Genomic DNA, 15,211 nt, shown 5'->3' with positions numbered 1-15,211 from the left:
AGCCCGGTCAGTTCTCAGGGACACTCAACACGGATGACCTGAATAAGTTTTAAAAGGCTGTTATCAGATAGCTTCGTGGGTCCAATGCGCCCTTGGTCCAGTCAGGGGTGCGGCACCATCTCCAAAAGTATCAATTCTGCGTCTCGATGGTCACGGTTTGCCGCAGGGTGCTGCCTGTGCGATCGTAGATCAGGATGCGATTGTCCTCGGTCACAATGGCAATCCAGTCCGGCCCTTGGGTAAAGGCGGTGGCACGCGTGCCCTCGGGTAGGGTCAGGCTGTCGGGCAAGGACAGCGCGCCCCTATCCTCGCCCCAGAAGCGGGTGACAAAGAGGCCGATGATCACTATGAGGCCGACAACCATCGTGGCGGTCAACAGCGTGACCAACCGCGCCAGAAACTTCAAAGTGGCCGGGCTGACCGGCGGAGAGTTGTCATTCATGGGCTTGGACCCGCTTGTTTTCCGGATCGGGGATGATCCGCCTCAACGCCTTGATAAGGCGCTTGTCCGCGATGTGCCAGAGGCGGCGGTGCTGTCTCGCACGCGCCTGGCACGGCTGCTGGAAGAGGGGGCCGTACGGGTCAATGGCGCGGTCGTGTCTGAGGCCAAGGCGCGGGTGCAGGCGGGGGACCTTATCGAGATTGTCGTGCCCGAGGCGCGCGAGAGCCATATGGCGCCAGAGGCCATCGCGCTAGAGGTGGTCTATGAGGATGACGATCTCATCGTCGTCAACAAACCTGCGGGCATGGTGGTGCATCCCGCCCCCGGCAGCCCCGAGGGCACGCTGGTCAACGCGCTTTTGCATCACTGCGGCGACAGCCTCTCGGGCGTGGGCGGGGCCAAACGACCGGGCATTGTCCACCGCATCGACAAAGAGACCAGCGGCCTTTTGGTAGTGGCCAAATCGGATGCCGCGCATCAGGGCCTTGCGGCGCAATTCGAGGCGCATAGCGTCGAGCGCCAGTATCGCGCCGTGGTCTACGGCGTGCCCGAGGCAAGCGATCCACGCCTGCGTGGCCTGCGGGGGATCAGCTTTGAGCCCGGCAATATCTTGCGCATCGCCACGCGCCTTGCGCGCCACAAAACCGACCGGCAGCGGCAGGCGGTGCTGTTCGAGGGCGGGCGGCATGCGGTGACGCGGGCGCGGGTGATCGAGAGCTTCGGCACGCCCAGCGTTGCCGCGCTGATGGAGTGTTGGCTAGAGACTGGCCGCACCCATCAGATCCGGGTGCATATGGCCTATGCGGGCCATGGGTTGATCGGGGATCCGGTCTATGGCGGGCGGCGCAAGCTCAAGGAAAAGGCGCTTTTGCCTGCGGGTGTTGCGGCGGCGCAGGAATTTCCGCGGCAGGCGCTGCACGCGGCGGTTCTGGGCTTTGTGCATCCCGGAACGGGCGCGGCGCTGCGGTTCGAGGCGGACTTGCCCGAGGATATGCTGGCACTCCTCTCTGCCTTGCGCGGGGCATGACAGCGGCGCAATATCTTGTGAAATCCTGTCACAATACGGGTGCAGCGACGGAAACACCTTAGATGCGCGTTAAGATAGTCATGTACGGCTGTCTTGAAAGGACAGTAGCGCATACCTAGTTGAATGTTAACGATGCAAACATCAGGAGGGACGACAGCGTGGGAAATTATAACAATCTGCCAGCCCCGACCCCGGAAGGCGGGCTGAACCGCTATATGCAGGAAATCCGCAAGTTCCCGCTTTTGGAGCCGGAAGAAGAATATATGCTGGCCAAGCGTTGGGCCGAAGAGCAGGACACCGAGGCCGCGCATAAGATGGTCACAAGCCATTTGCGCCTCGCGGCCAAGATCGCCATGGGCTATCGCGGTTACGGTCTGCCGCAGGCTGAAGTGATTTCCGAGGCGAATGTGGGCCTTATGCAGGCGGTCAAGCGGTTCGACCCCGAGCGCGGCTTTCGTCTGGCGACCTATGCGATGTGGTGGATTCGTGCCAGCATTCAGGAATACATCCTGCGCTCGTGGAGCCTTGTGAAACTGGGCACCACCTCGGCGCAGAAGAAGCTGTTTTTCAATCTGCGCAAGGCCAAGGCCAAGATCGGCGCATTGGAAGAGGGCGATATGCGGCCCGATGTGGTCAAAAAGATCGCCACAGATCTGGGCGTGACCGAGGCCGAAGTCATCAGCATGAACCAGCGTATGGCGGGTGCGGATGCCTCGCTCAATGCCACGGTCGGGGCCGAGGGCGAAGGCTCTATGCAATGGCAGGACTGGCTTGAGGATGAGGATGCCGATCAGGCCGGCGATTACGAGCGGCGTGATGAATTGGATGCGCGGCGTGAATTGCTGGTGCAAGCGATGGATGTTCTCAACGAGCGCGAGCGCGACATTCTCACCCAGCGGCGGCTGAGCGACGAGACTGTGACGCTCGAGGATCTGAGCGCCGAATATGACGTGAGCCGCGAGCGCATTCGTCAGATCGAGGTGCGGGCCTTTGAAAAGCTGCAAAAGCGGATGCGGGCCTTGGCCCAGGAAAAGGGCATGCTGACCTCGGCCTAAGGTCTCTTGGCGGCGCGCGGCTTTGCGCGTATCTCTCACGCCGAACATGAGCGTGTGAGGCAGGGTATGGGGCAGGGTGTAAACTGGGCAGAGTGTGTCAGGCGCGCGATGCTGGGCGGCGCAATCCTGCTGCTTGCCGCCTGTTCCCCGCGCGTCACCGCAGAGCGCGCGGCCCCCAACCCCGCAGCCACAATCCAGCCCGTTTATGTGGCGACGGGGCGCAAACTAGATCAGACCGGGCCGATCTTTGGGCTGGAACGGCCTGAGGGGCTGCGGTTCTTCCGGGCGGATGTGTCGGTGCCCCCGACCCACACGCCGGGGCAGATCGAATGGCCCGATGGCCCGCCTGATGCCGCCACCGATTTTGTGGTGACGGGCACCGAAGTCTATGACGGGGCGGCGGCCATGCAACGCGCGATGCGCCGCGCCCATCCCGAAACACGCGAGACGCTGCTCTTCGTGCACGGCTATAACAACACCCTCTCCGAGGCGATGTATCGGCTGGCCCAGATCCAGACTGATTTTGACACGGCCATGCCCGGCGTGCTGTTTTCCTGGCCCTCGGCAGGGGACCCGCGCGGCTATATCTACGACCGCGACTCGGTGCTTTTTGCGCGCGACGATCTGCAAAAGGTGTTGCGCCAGTTGACGGATGCGCCGGGCGACCGGGTGTTCCTGCTCGCGCATTCCATGGGATCAAGCCTTGTGATGGAGGCGCTGCGCAGTATTGCCCTAAGTGAAGACCGCCATTTGCTGCGCCGGATCAGCGGCGTGGTGCTGATGTCGCCCGATATTGATCCCGATGTGTTCGACCGGCAGGCCGAGGCGATTGGCGAATTGCCCCAGCCCTTCCTCATTTTCATTACCAAGGCCGATCGCGCCCTGTCACTCTCGGGCTTTATCACCGGACGCAAGCCGCGCCTTGGCATGATCGACCGCGCCGACAAGGTGCAGCGCCCCGATGTTCAGGTGATCGACTTCACCGCGCTGGCCGATGGCTCTGGCCTCAACCATTTCGTGCCCGTGACCTCGCCTGCCGCCATCGACTTTTTGCGTGGCATCATGGCTGGCACCAACGGTATCAGCGGCGAGTTTGTGCGCGATATGACGCTAAGCCTGCCCAAGCCCCGCGTTTTGCTGCCCTGAGCGGCGCGGAATTGACGGGCCGCGCGCAAGGCGTAAACTGACCCCGGCAGAGGAGCGAGGCGACATGGCCGGTGGATGGGCGCGCGACGGCGCGGTAAGCGAACAGATCGAGGCGTCGATTTCCGACGAATTGGCACGCCTCAAGGCGCGGCGTGGGCCAGAGGGCGAGAGCCTGACCGAGTGCGCCGAATGCGAAGAACCCATCCCCGAGGCGCGGCGCGTGGCCATTCCGGGGGTCAAGCTCTGCATCGACTGCCAGCAAGAGCGCGACGCGGCGCATCAACCGCGCGGCGGCATCAACCGGCGTGGATCAAAGGACAGCCAGTTGAAATGAAAGGTTGGGGGGCTCTGCCCCCCGTGCCCCCCGAGGTATTTTGGGCCAGATGAAAGCCACTTTTGGCTTCTTTATGGCTTAAATACTCATTTCTGACGCCTGCGGCTTAGCCCTCCATCGCCTCTAACTCGTCGATCATGCCTGAAATCATGCTCAGCCCCTTGTCCCAAAAGGCCGGGTCCGAGGCATCGAGGCCGAAGGGCGCCAAAAGCTCTTTGTGATGCTTGGAGCCGCCCGCCTTGAGCAGATCGAAATACTTGTCTTGGAACCCGTCGGGGTTTTCTTCGTAGACCGCATAGAGCGCATTCACCAACCCATCGCCAAAGGCATAGGCATAGACGTAGAAGGGCGAGTGGATGAAATGCGGGATATAGGCCCAGAAGGTTTCATACCCGTCCATGAAATCAAAGGCTTCGCCCAGGCTCTGGGCTTGCACGCTCATCCAGAGGGCGTTGATGTCATCGGGGGTCAATTCACCCTCGCGGCGCGCGGCGTGGAGCTTGCATTCAAAGTCGTAGAAGGCGATCTGGCGCACGACCGTGTTGATCATATCCTCAACCTTGCCCGCGAGCAGCACCTTGCGTTCGGCCTGGGTCTGCGCCCCTGCCAGCATGCGGCGGAAGGTCAGCATCTCGCCGAAAACGCTGGCGGTTTCGGCCAGAGTGAGCGGCGTCGAGGACAGCAATTCGCCTTGATCCGCCGCCAGACGCTGATGCACGCCGTGGCCCAATTCATGGGCAAGCGTCATCACGTCGCGCGGTTTGCCAAGGTAGTTCAGCATCACATAGGGATGCACCGTGGTCACGGTGGGATGGGCAAAGGCACCCGGCGCCTTGCCCGGTTTCACGCCCGCGTCGATCCAGCCGCGCTCGAAAAACGGCTGCGCGAGATCGGCCATGCGCGGATCAAAGGCGGCATAGGCGCCCATCACCGTATCGCGGGCCTCGTCCCAATCGACAAGGCGCGTGGCCTCCATCGGCAGAGGCGCGTTGCGGTCCCAGACCTGCATGCGCTCCAGCCCCAGCCATTTGCGCTTGAGCTCGTAATAGCGATGCGAGAGCTTGGGATAGGCCGCGACAACCGCATTGCGCAGCGCCTCGACCACCTCCGGCTCGACATCGTTGCTCAGGTGCCGCCCGGTCTGCGCCGTGGGCATCTTGCGCCAGCGGTCGATCACCTCTTTTTCCTTGGCTTGCGTGTTATGGACACGGGCAAAGGTGCGGATATTCTCGCCAAACACCCGCGCCAATTCGCGCGCCGCGGATTCGCGCTTGGCGCGGTCCTGTTCGGTCAGAAGGTTCAGCGTACCCTCGATAGTAAGGTCGTCGCCATCCACGGTAAAGGTCAGCCCAGCGATGGTCTCGTCAAAGAGCCGTTCCCACGCGTCGCCCACCACGCCCAGATCATGCAGGAATTTCTCAAGCTCATCCGACAGCTGATAGGGTTTCATGGCGCGGATGCGGTCGAGCACCGGCTTGTAGCGGGCAAGATCGGCATTCTCGGCATACATCGCCGTCAGCGCCCCCTCGTCGAGCCGGTTCAGTTCGAGCGAGAAGAACACCAGCGGCGTGGTGGAATTCGTCACCTTCTCTTGGCAATCGGACATGAATTTCGCCCGCCCGCCATCGGTCGTAAGCTGGTAATAGCGCAGCCCTGCATAAGACATGATGCGCCCCGCCGTGGTGCTGATCGCCTCGTCGCGGCGGATACACTCCAAGAGGCCCGCCGCGTCGAGCGTGGCCAGCTTGCCCTCGTAATCGGTGGCGAATTCGGCGCAGGCGCTGTGCAGCCAGTCCAGATCACGCTTGAGTTCGGGGGCTTTCTCAGAGGTGTAGAGATCGCTCAGGTCCCATTCCGGCAGTTGGCCCAAGTTCCTGTTGCCAGAGCTGGCATTGGCATCGCGGACGGGAAACGGCAGGTTGAGCATGAGAGCACCTCTTGTTGACATGGCCCAGACATAGGCCGGGGGGGCGGGGGCCACAAGGGGCGGGGTGCTTGCCATTCGGGCGCGGCTGGCTAGGGTGGGGCGCAAGGTGAAAGGGGAAGATCACATGATATTCGCGCGATTTGGTGAGACGGGGCAGGAAAAACCCGGCGTTCTGGACGATCAGGGGCGCTTGCGGGATTTGTCGGGTGTGGTGCCCGATTTGGCCGGGGCGGTGCTTGCTGATTTGCCCCGGATCGACCCCGAAAGCCTGCCTTTGGTTGCAGGCACCCCCCGGATCGGGCCGCCAGTGGGGCAGGTCGGCAAACTGATTTGCATCGGTCTCAACTATACCGACCATGCCGAAGAGGTGGGCGTTGCCGCCCCGCCGGAGCCGGTGGTGTTTCTCAAGGCGACCTCGGCGATTTGCGGCCCGCAAGACCCTGTGTATCTGCCCCGCGGCGCGGAGAAGGGCGATTGGGAGGTGGAATTGGGCGTGGTGATCGGGCGACGCGCCAAATATGTGACCGAGGCTGAGGCGTTGGACCATGTTGCGGGCTACACAATCGTCAACGATGTGTCCGAGCGCGCCTTTCAGATGGAGCGGGCCGGGCAATGGACCAAGGGCAAAAGCTGTGACACCTTTGCGCCAATGGGCCCTTGGCTGGTGACAGCCGATGCCGTGGGGGATGTGCAGGCGCTTGATCTTTCGCTCGACCTGAATGGCGCGCGCATGCAGACCGGCACCACGGCGCGCATGATCTTTTCGGTGGCGCATATCGTGGCCTATCTCAGCGCGCTGATGACGCTGGAACCGGGCGATGTGATCGCCACCGGCACGCCACCCGGTGTGGGCATGGGGCGCAAGCCGCCGCGCTATCTGACCGAGGGCGATGAAATGGTGGTGCGGATCAGCGGGCTTGGGGAACAGCGCTCGCCTGTGCGGCGCGATCCGTAGCCGACGCGCGCCACGCGCCGCCATAGAAATCGCAAAGCTGGCGCAGCAGACGCCCACGCATGTCGGGCGTATCCATCAGCGTTTCGTGCCGCCCGCCGGGGACCAGTTCCAGATGCCCGCCCGGCCAATGCGCCATGCGGTCGATCACACGGGGCACATCGACAATCTGCTCGTCGCTGCCCAGAATCGTCAGGCAAGGCAGATCAGGAGAGGGCAGGCGCGCCAAATCCCGGGTTTCCTTCAACGCCTCGTGCAGCCAGCGCAGGCTGGGCCCACCCAGCCCCAACTCGGGGTGGGCGCGCAATTGCTTGGCCATATAGTCATACATCTCGCGGTCATTGGTCAGCTTGTTGCTCTCGAATGGCTCTTCCAGCACGTAATGCGCGCCCGCCGTGCCGGGGGCGTAATGATGGCTCATGCCCAACTGACGACTGCCCCAAGACAGGGACCATGCGACCGGGCGCAGAGCTTGCGCCATATGGATGCCCCACATCGGGCTCGAGAAGGCGCAGCTTTGCACCTCTAGCCCCCGCATCACCGCGCGCAGCCCGATACAGCCACCCATGGAATGCGCCAAAAGATGCCAAGGGCGCGGCAGATCAAGCCGCTCAGCCGCCTCGACCATGGCCGCGACATCCCGCTGATAATCCCCGAATTCATGCACATGGCCTGCCATGGCATCCGTGGTCAGCCGGTCCGCCAGACCCTGACCGCGCCAGTCAATGACCAGCGTCGCATACCCGCACCTGGCGAAATGCGCAGCGGCACGGCCGTATTTCTCGATATATTCGGTGCGCCCGGGAAAGAGCAGGACCGTGCCACGGGCCCCGTCCCTATTCCACAGGCCAATCCGCAGACGCATTCCGTCAGAGGCAGACATCCACCATGCGGCACCGCCCTCTGGCCCTTGGGCCACATCGTCAAAGAGCGGCGCGGCCTGCATCAGGCCAGCACGCTGCCCAGTTTCATCGCCATGCCCATATCGCCATCGACGCTTAGACGGCCAGACATAAACGCGGCGGCGGGATCGAGATCGCCCGCGAGGATCGATTCGAACGTATCGCGGCTGGCCGTCAGCGTGACATCGGTGTCGTCATCGCCGGCGCGCGCGCCATTGGCGTCGATCACGATGGCACCCTCATCTTCGATCACGAATTTCGCGCTGCCTTCAAGGCCCTCGCCCCCCAGTTTCTCATTCAGGGCGGCCACGGCTGTGGTGATTACGTCGCTCATCTGCGCTTCCTTTCACATTTGCGATGCCGGGGCTGTGCAACCGGACAATCTGCGCTAAACTCAGACTCGTTATGGGCGCAGCGAACTTCAATCTCAACCGTATCGTCGCGGCATTTGCAGCGATAGTCACGTTTTCCCTACCTGCCTTGGCAGAGGAGACGCGGCTTGACGGGCTCTTTGATCAATTGGCGCAGGCCGAGGCCGGGGAAGCGCGCAAGATTGCCGCCGAAATCGAGCTGGAATTGGCGCGCTCAGGATCGCCAGCAATGGATCTTTTGTTGCGGCGCGGCGAAGACGCAATTGAGTCGGGCGATATGGCCGAAGCCATCGCGCATCTGAGCGCGGCCATCGACCATGCGCCGGACTTTGCCGAGGCATGGCACCTGCGCTCTGTCGCGTTTTACCGGCAAGAGCGCTATGGTCTGGCCCTTCATGATATCGAACGCGCGCTGGCGCTGGAGCCACGCCACTTCAATGCGATTTACGGCCTTGGGGTGTTGCTGGATGAATTGGGACAGCCCGATCTTGCGCGGGATGCGTTTTCGCGCGCGCTGGCTATACATCCCCATCACGAGGACGTAACCAAGGCGCGGGACAACGTGGCGCGCGAATTGGGCGGCGCGGATCTCTGACACCATCAAGGAGTGCTCTGGATGTCCGAGCAGTCAAGAACCCTCGCGGTTCTGGGCCCGACCAATACCGGCAAGACGCATTACGCTATCGAGCGGATGCTGGGCTATCGCACAGGCATCATCGGCCTGCCGCTGCGTCTTTTGGCGCGCGAGGTCTATGACAAGATCGTCGCGGTGCGCGGCCCCTCTGTCGTGGCGCTGGTCACTGGCGAAGAGCGGATTGTGCCCGAGCGTGCGCAATACTGGGTCTGCACGGTCGAGGCGATGCCCGAGGGGATGGGCGCGGATTTCGTGGCGGTGGATGAAATCCAGCTTTGCGCTGACCCAGAGCGCGGGCATGTGTTCACCGACCGGCTGCTGCGGATGCGCGGCCTGCGCGAGACGCAGTTTCTGGGCAGCCACACGATGCGCCAAACCATAGCCGCGCTGGTGCCGGGGGTCGAATTTCTCAGCCGGGCGCGCATGTCGCAACTTACATATACCGGCCCGCGCAAGATCGCCAAGATGCCCGCGCGCAGCGCCATTGTCGGCTTTTCGGTGGAAAACGTCTATGCCATGGCCGAGTTGCTGCGCCGCCAAAAAGGGGGCGCTGCGGTGGTCATGGGCGCGCTCAGCCCGCGCACGCGCAATGCGCAGGTCGAGCTTTATCAGAATGGCGATGTCGATTACCTCGTGGCGACCGATGCCATCGGCATGGGGCTGAACCTTGATATCAACCACGTGGCCTTTTCCTCGCTCAGCAAATTTGACGGGCGGCGCATGCGCTATTTGCAGCCCAATGAATTGGGCCAGATTGCCGGGCGCGCGGGGCGGGGGATGAACAACGGCACCTTTGGTGTGACCGGCGAGGCGCCCGATCTTGAGCCCGAATTGGCCGAGGCGATCATGGAGCATCGCTTTGCCCCCATCCGCAAGCTGGAATGGCGCAATGCGCGTCTGCAATTCGGCACCACCGGCGCGCTCATCGCCAGTCTCGAGGCACGCCCCGATCACGAGTTGCTGGCCCGCGCCCGCGAGGCGGATGATCTGGGCGCGCTCAAGACATTGGCCGAACATCCCGACGTGATGCCGCGCGCCATCGGGGGGACAGCGGTGAAACTCTTGTGGGATGTCTGCCGCATTCCCGATTTCCGGGGCATCAGCGCCGCCGAACATGCCAGCCTCTTGGAACGCATCTATTGCGACCTGACCGACTATGGTCGCGTGCCTGATGACTGGCTGGCACAGCAAGTGGCCCGCATCGACCGCACCGATGGTGACATCGACACGCTGTCGAAAAGGTTGGCCTATATTCGCACTTGGACCTATGTCGCACAGCGAAAAGGCTGGCTGGATGACGAAAACCATTGGCGCGGGGCGACACGCGCTGTAGAAGACCGCCTGTCAGATGCGTTGCATGGCGCGCTGACCCAGAGATTTGTGGATCGGCGCACCTCGGTTCTGTTGCGCCGACTCAAGCAGAAGGAAGCCATGGTGGCCGAAGTAAACGATCAAGGTGATGTGACCGTCGAGGGCGAATTCGTCGGACGGCTCGAAGGGTTCCGTTTTATGCAGGACCGCGCGGCAGCAGGCAAGGAAGCACGCACGCTGCAACAGGCGAGCGTCGCGGCACTTGCCCCGCATTTCCATCTCAAGGCGGACCGCTTTTACAACGCACCCGACACCGAGATCGACTTTACCGAACAGGGTGGCCTGTTGTGGGGCAAAGAGGCGGTGGGCAAGCTGACGCCCGGTGCCGACCCGCTCAAGCCACAGATCGTGGCCTTTGTCGATGACGAGGCCGGCCCGGATGTGGCCGCCAAGGTGCAACGCCGCTTGCAGCACTATATCGACCGCCGGATTGCCACGCTGTTTGAACCGCTCTTGAACATCCAGCGCGACGAGACGCTGAATGGTTTGGCGCGCGGTTTGGGCTTTCGCATGGTCGAGGCGATGGGCCTGATCCCGCGCGGTGAAATCGCCGACGAGGTCAAGGCGCTGGATCAAGACGCGCGTGGCGCCTTGCGCAAGCATGGCATCCGCTTTGGCCAGTTCACCGTGTTTTTGCCGCTCTTGCTCAAGCCTGCACCGACGCGGTTGCGGCTGGTGCTATGGTCGCTGAGCCAAGGTATGGATGAATTCCCCGAGGCCCCGCCGCCGGGTCTGGTGACCGTGCCCGCCCGTAGCGACGCGCCCAAGGGCTATTTCACCATGGCCGGGTATCGCGCTGCCGGGGATCGGGCGATCCGCATCGACATGCTGGAACGTCTGGCCGACATGCTGCGCAGCGAAGATACGCGCGGTGGATTCGAGGCCAAGCCCGATATGCTCTCTATCACGGGGATGACGCTTGAGCAGTTTGCCCTGCTGATGCAGGGGCTGGGCTACAAGGCCGAGCGTGCCGAACGCGCCAAGGTCAAGCCGGTCGATCAGGCCATTGCCGAGGCCCCCGCAGATGCGGCGGCGGCGACAGAGGCTGAAACGCCGGTCGCGGATATCGTGGCCGAGATCCCCGATGAGGGCGTTGCGCCCATCGCCGCAGAGCCGGTGGCCGAGACCGTCGTTCCCGCCGCGCTCGACGAGACCCCGGCCGAAGAGGTGCTTCCCGGTGAAAGCCCCGAGGTCGCGGCGACCGAACTCGAGGTCTATTACACCTTCACCTGGGCCCCGCGCGCCAATCGCCCACGTGGCGATCGCCCCGCACAGGGCGGGCGTGGCCCGCGTGGTGCACAGGCTGGACAGCCCGCCCAAGGGGATGGCGACGCGGCGCAGAAACGCGACCGCCCGCAGCGCCAAGGCGGCAAGCCCCGTGGCAAGCCCGGCAAGGGCAAGCCGCGCGAGCCGCGCGATGATCAGCCCAAAACCTATGCCGCCAAGCCCGAGAAGCGCAATGATCGGATTGACCCGGACAATCCGTTCGCTGCGGCCTTGATGGGGTTGCGGACCAAGGGCTAGGTTTTGGACGCGCCCGCCGCCAAAATCCGGCTCGACAAATGGCTCTGGCACGCGCGGTTTTTCAAGACGCGCACCCTCTCGGCCAAGGAAATCTCGGCGGGGCATGTGCGCGTCAATGGCGCGCGTGTCACCAAACCTTCGCAAGCGGTGGGGCCGGGCGATGTCTTGACCTTTGCGCAGGCAACACGTGTCTGGGTGGTGCGGATCGCCGCCGTTGGCACACGGCGCGGGCCAGCCCCCGAGGCGCAGGCGCTCTATGACGATCTCAGCGACCCGGTGACGCAGGACAGCGTTCCGCCCGCGCCCAAATATGAGGGAAAAGGGCGCCCGACCAAGCGCGACCGCCGCAAACTCGATCTCAATGAACCAGGACCGCTTGATTGATCCCGCCCACTGGATTAGGTGAGGCGCAATTCGGCAAGAATGAGAGACGGCCATGACCTATATCGTGAACGACGCCTGTATCGCCTGCAAATATACCGACTGTGTCGAGGTCTGTCCTGTCGACTGCTTTTACGAAGGCGAGAACATGCTGGTCATTCATCCCGATGAATGTATCGACTGTGGCGTCTGCGAACCGGAATGCCCCGCCGATGCGATCCGCCCGGATACCGAGCCGGACATGGAAAAATGGGTCGAGTTCAACCGCAAATATGCGGAAATGTGGCCGGTGATCATCACCAAGAAAGATCCGCTGCCCGAGGCCGAAGAGCGCGACGGCGAGGCGGGCAAGCTTGAGAAATACTTTTCCGAGGCCCCCGGACTGGGCGGCTGAGACCCGATTCGCGGCATTCGCCGGTGAAACAGCGCCGCGCGTGACATTGTGAACCTGATAAGCCGTTGATTTGCAGGGGCGAATATGCCCGTACAGAACACCGCCCTTTCATTGGGCGGTTTTTTGTGATACAGTTTCATGACAAGATCAAATGTACCTGATATCCATTCACCCGCGTTGCTGCCCGGGGGTGGATTTCTATGCGACAGATACACATATTCCGTGGACCGCATTGGCCCTTGGCATGTGTTTTTGTGCGTCCGAGCTGGCAGCCCTGCGAGGAAGACCTGAATGTCGAAGACCAAAAAGTCCGAATTTCGCCCTGATGATTACGTTGTATACCCCGCCCATGGCGTGGGCCAGATCGTTTCGATCGAAGAGCAGGAAATCGCCGGCATCACGCTGGAACTGTTCGTGATCTCCTTTGAAAAGGATAAGATGACCCTGCGTGTGCCCACCAACAAGGCCACCGAGATTGGGATGCGTGGCCTGTCCAGCCCCGATGTCGTGTCCAAGGCAATGAGCACGCTCAAGGGCAAGGCCAAGGTCAAACGTGCCATGTGGTCGCGTCGGGCGCAGGAATACGAGCAAAAGATCAACTCTGGCGATCTGATTGCCATTGCCGAGGTGGTGCGCGACCTGCACCGCTCGGACGATCAGCGCGAGCAGAGCTATTCCGAGCGTCAACTCTATGAGGCCGCACTCGAGCGTTTGACGCGCGAAGTGGCCGCCGTGTCGGGTGGCGATGAAGTTCTGGCCGCCCGCAAGGTGGATGAGGTGCTGGTGTCGCGCGCGGCGTGATCCCAACCCCGAATGTTAGGAAAAGGCCGCGTCCTCTGGCGCGGCTTTTTTCATGGCTCACATCAAAAGGCTGAACAACACCGCGATTTCCGCCAGTTGTTGCGTGGCCCCAAGGATGTCGCCGGTTTGCCCCCCGATTTTGGCGCGGGCAATCAGGCCAAGGGCGCAGGTGGCAACGGCCGCCGCAACCAGCGCGTTCAGCCCTGCCGCACCGACAAGAACAAGCGCCAGACCCACCGCAAGGGCCAGCCCAACCGTCGCCGTCGCCCGCGGCGCGCGCCCCTGCGCCTGCGACAACCCGCTGGCGCGGGCATGGGGCAGGGCACACATGACCAAAGGCATCATCGCGCGTGACAGCAGGGCGGCGGCCAGAATGGCAGAGGTCGCCAGTGCCGGACTGACCTCAAAAAGCAGCCAGAGCGCCACACCGCGCGCGCCCAGTGACAGGATCAGCGCAATGACCCCGTAGCTGCCGATATGGCTGTCTTTCATAATCTCGAGCCGCCGCGCCGGCGTCCATCCCCCCCAAAGACCATCGGCAGTATCTGCCAACCCGTCTTCGTGCATGGCCCCGGTCAGAACCACCTGTAGGCTCAGGCTCACAAGCGCCGCAACCGGCGTGGGCAGCCCGAGTGCCAGGGCGGCGATCCCACCCAAGGCCGCCATACCGCCCAGCACCAGCCCCGCCAACGGATAGGCCCAAGCCGCCCGCGCGCCGCGATCAAACCGCCGCAACGGCACGGCCAAGCGACTGAGCAGGCTCAGCGCCAGCGGCATATCTCTGAGGCGGATCAACGCCTTGTCGTTTTCTGCCATGGGCGTGCCCTTTTTCGTCTGGGGCGGGGGCTTTGCCTGCGATACAGAATGGGCGCAGCACAATCAATGAGGCTTTGCATGCCGTCTCCTTTCTCTTCGCTTTCGGATTTCGCAGCCCTCTTGCGCGCGGCCCCCGGCACCGATGCGGCGGCGACGCAAGCGGCGCAAGCCCGCGACGCAGACCTCACCAAACCCCCCGGCGCGCTGGGGCGGCTTGAAGATCTGGCGCAATGGTATTGCGGCTGGCGCGGCAACGCACGGGCGCGGGTGACAGCACCGCAAGTGATCGTCTTTGCAGGCAATCATGGGGTGGTGGCGCAGGGCATTTCCGCCTTTCCTGCGGCTGTCACTGCGCAGATGGTGGCGAATTTTCGGGCGGGCGGGGCGGCGGTCAATCAATTGGCGGCGCAAGTGGGCGCGCGGATGGATGTGGTCGCGCTCGATCTGGATCGGCCCACGGGCGATATCAGCCTTGGCCCGGCCATGTCCGAAGACGACATGCTGCGCGCGCTCAACATCGGCTGGGATGCGGTGGACCCGGCTACAGACCTTTTGGTTGTGGGCGAGATGGGCATCGGCAACACCACCTCTGCGGCGGCGATTGCGCTGGCGCTCTTTGGCGGCGGGGCCGAGGGATGGACGGGGCGCGGCACCGGGCTGGCCGATGCGGCACTGGCGCACAAGGCACAGATCGTGGCGCGGGCGGTCACGGTCAACGCCGCCTCTGGGGCAGGGGGGCTAGAGGTTTTGCGCCGCTTGGGCGGGCGCGAATTGGTGGCGATGGCCGGGGCCATGGCGCGGGCGCGGCAGCTGCGTGTTCCGGTCGTGCTCGATGGCTTTATCTGCACCGCCGCCGCCGCCTGTCTGCACGCGGAATGCCCCGGCGCGCTTGATCACGCCATAGCCGGGCATGTCAGCGCCGAGCCGGGTCATCCACGCCTCTTGCACGCATTGGGCAAAGAGCCGCTTTTGGCGCTGGGCCTGCGTCTGGGCGAGGGCTCGGGCGGGGTTCTGGCGATGGGTATCGTGCAAGCGGCGCTCGCCTGTCATTCTGGTATGGCCACCTTTGCCGAGGCGGGCGTGTCGGGGGCGTAATCGCCTCATCGGCTTGACCCGCCTGCCGCCCCGGAATAC

At 63.3% G+C, this 15,211-nt stretch carries 16 protein-coding genes; 11 read left to right on the top strand and 5 right to left on the bottom strand.

Features of this window, described 5'->3' with window-relative positions; translation table 11 throughout:
* Positions 1-130 precede the first annotated feature (130 nt).
* The gene (locus ROSMUCSMR3_RS05625) at positions 131-442 is read right to left on the bottom strand and encodes a DUF6476 family protein (RefSeq protein ID WP_008280636.1); all 312 of its coding nucleotides are present in this window, start codon (positions 440-442) and stop codon (positions 131-133) included.
* On the opposite strand from ROSMUCSMR3_RS05625, the gene ROSMUCSMR3_RS05620 reads away from it, so the two are divergent.
* The 4 genes from ROSMUCSMR3_RS05620 to ROSMUCSMR3_RS05605 all read left to right on the top strand — a co-directional run bounded on the left by ROSMUCSMR3_RS05620 (position 441) and on the right by ROSMUCSMR3_RS05605 (position 4,004).
* Entirely contained in the window at positions 441-1,469 is a 1,029-nt protein-coding gene (locus ROSMUCSMR3_RS05620) for an RluA family pseudouridine synthase (protein ID WP_081506701.1), read from the top strand. The two genes, ROSMUCSMR3_RS05625 and ROSMUCSMR3_RS05620, sit on opposite strands and share 2 nt — an antisense overlap.
* Before the next feature lie 158 nt (positions 1,470-1,627).
* On the top strand, positions 1,628-2,524 hold the full coding sequence (rpoH, locus tag ROSMUCSMR3_RS05615; RefSeq protein WP_008280634.1) for an RNA polymerase sigma factor RpoH: 897 nt from the start codon (positions 1,628-1,630) through the stop codon (positions 2,522-2,524).
* Positions 2,525-2,632: 108 nt separating this feature from the next.
* Entirely contained in the window at positions 2,633-3,670 is a 1,038-nt protein-coding gene (locus ROSMUCSMR3_RS05610; protein WP_237183536.1) for an alpha/beta hydrolase, read from the top strand.
* 64 nt (positions 3,671-3,734) lie between these two features.
* Positions 3,735-4,004, top strand: a complete 270-nt coding sequence (locus ROSMUCSMR3_RS05605; protein WP_081506700.1) for a DksA/TraR family C4-type zinc finger protein — start codon at positions 3,735-3,737, stop codon at positions 4,002-4,004.
* Between the two features lie 106 nt (positions 4,005-4,110).
* On the opposite strand, the gene ROSMUCSMR3_RS05600 is transcribed toward ROSMUCSMR3_RS05605, so the two are convergent.
* Positions 4,111-5,931 (bottom strand): M3 family oligoendopeptidase, encoded by a 1,821-nt coding sequence (locus ROSMUCSMR3_RS05600; protein ID WP_081506699.1) that lies wholly within the window; start codon positions 5,929-5,931, stop codon positions 4,111-4,113.
* 124 nt (positions 5,932-6,055) lie between these two features.
* Here ROSMUCSMR3_RS05600 and ROSMUCSMR3_RS05595 point away from each other — a divergent pair, with 124 nt between their 5' ends.
* Positions 6,056-6,886 (top strand): fumarylacetoacetate hydrolase family protein, encoded by an 831-nt coding sequence (locus ROSMUCSMR3_RS05595; RefSeq protein ID WP_081506698.1) that lies wholly within the window; start codon positions 6,056-6,058, stop codon positions 6,884-6,886.
* Here ROSMUCSMR3_RS05595 and ROSMUCSMR3_RS05590 read toward each other — a convergent pair.
* Together ROSMUCSMR3_RS05590 and ROSMUCSMR3_RS05585 are read right to left on the bottom strand one after the other, a co-directional pair.
* Complete coding sequence (locus ROSMUCSMR3_RS05590; RefSeq protein ID WP_081506697.1) at positions 6,840-7,829, bottom strand: alpha/beta fold hydrolase; 990 nt, start codon at positions 7,827-7,829, stop codon at positions 6,840-6,842. The two genes, ROSMUCSMR3_RS05595 and ROSMUCSMR3_RS05590, sit on opposite strands and share 47 nt — an antisense overlap.
* Complete coding sequence (locus ROSMUCSMR3_RS05585; protein WP_008280628.1) at positions 7,829-8,119, bottom strand: SCP2 sterol-binding domain-containing protein; 291 nt, start codon at positions 8,117-8,119, stop codon at positions 7,829-7,831. Before ROSMUCSMR3_RS05585 ends, ROSMUCSMR3_RS05590 begins: the two co-directional genes overlap by 1 nt.
* A gap of 71 nt (positions 8,120-8,190) precedes the next feature.
* On the opposite strand from ROSMUCSMR3_RS05585, the gene ROSMUCSMR3_RS05580 reads away from it, so the two are divergent.
* The 5 genes from ROSMUCSMR3_RS05580 (at position 8,191) to ROSMUCSMR3_RS05560 (ending at position 13,261) form a co-directional block, all read left to right on the top strand.
* Positions 8,191-8,751, top strand: coding sequence for a tetratricopeptide repeat protein (locus tag ROSMUCSMR3_RS05580; protein ID WP_081506696.1), 561 nt, complete (start codon positions 8,191-8,193; stop codon positions 8,749-8,751).
* A gap of 21 nt (positions 8,752-8,772) precedes the next feature.
* A complete protein-coding gene (locus tag ROSMUCSMR3_RS05575; protein ID WP_081506695.1) occupies positions 8,773-11,685 on the top strand; it encodes a helicase-related protein in 2,913 nt (970 codons plus the stop codon).
* Between the two features lie 3 nt (positions 11,686-11,688).
* On the top strand, positions 11,689-12,069 hold the full coding sequence (locus ROSMUCSMR3_RS05570) for an RNA-binding S4 domain-containing protein (protein ID WP_081506694.1): 381 nt from the start codon (positions 11,689-11,691) through the stop codon (positions 12,067-12,069).
* 52 nt (positions 12,070-12,121) lie between these two features.
* The gene (gene fdxA, locus ROSMUCSMR3_RS05565; protein ID WP_008280624.1) at positions 12,122-12,460 is read left to right on the top strand and encodes a ferredoxin FdxA; all 339 of its coding nucleotides are present in this window, start codon (positions 12,122-12,124) and stop codon (positions 12,458-12,460) included.
* A 291-nt stretch (positions 12,461-12,751) separates the two neighbouring features.
* The gene (locus ROSMUCSMR3_RS05560; RefSeq protein ID WP_008280623.1) at positions 12,752-13,261 is read left to right on the top strand and encodes a CarD family transcriptional regulator; all 510 of its coding nucleotides are present in this window, start codon (positions 12,752-12,754) and stop codon (positions 13,259-13,261) included.
* 57 nt (positions 13,262-13,318) lie between these two features.
* On the opposite strand, the gene cobS is transcribed toward ROSMUCSMR3_RS05560, so the two are convergent.
* The gene (gene cobS, locus ROSMUCSMR3_RS05555) at positions 13,319-14,077 is read right to left on the bottom strand and encodes an adenosylcobinamide-GDP ribazoletransferase (protein WP_081506693.1); all 759 of its coding nucleotides are present in this window, start codon (positions 14,075-14,077) and stop codon (positions 13,319-13,321) included.
* A 78-nt stretch (positions 14,078-14,155) separates the two neighbouring features.
* On the opposite strand from cobS, the gene cobT reads away from it, so the two are divergent.
* Positions 14,156-15,172, top strand: coding sequence for a nicotinate-nucleotide--dimethylbenzimidazole phosphoribosyltransferase (cobT, locus tag ROSMUCSMR3_RS05550; RefSeq protein WP_081506692.1), 1,017 nt, complete (start codon positions 14,156-14,158; stop codon positions 15,170-15,172).
* Positions 15,173-15,211 lie beyond the last annotated feature (39 nt).

Origin of the sequence: Roseovarius mucosus, assembly GCF_002080415.1 — a bacterium.
Lineage (GTDB): Bacteria > Pseudomonadota > Alphaproteobacteria > Rhodobacterales > Rhodobacteraceae > Roseovarius > Roseovarius mucosus_A.
This window is presented reverse-complemented; position numbering and strand designations above follow the sequence as displayed.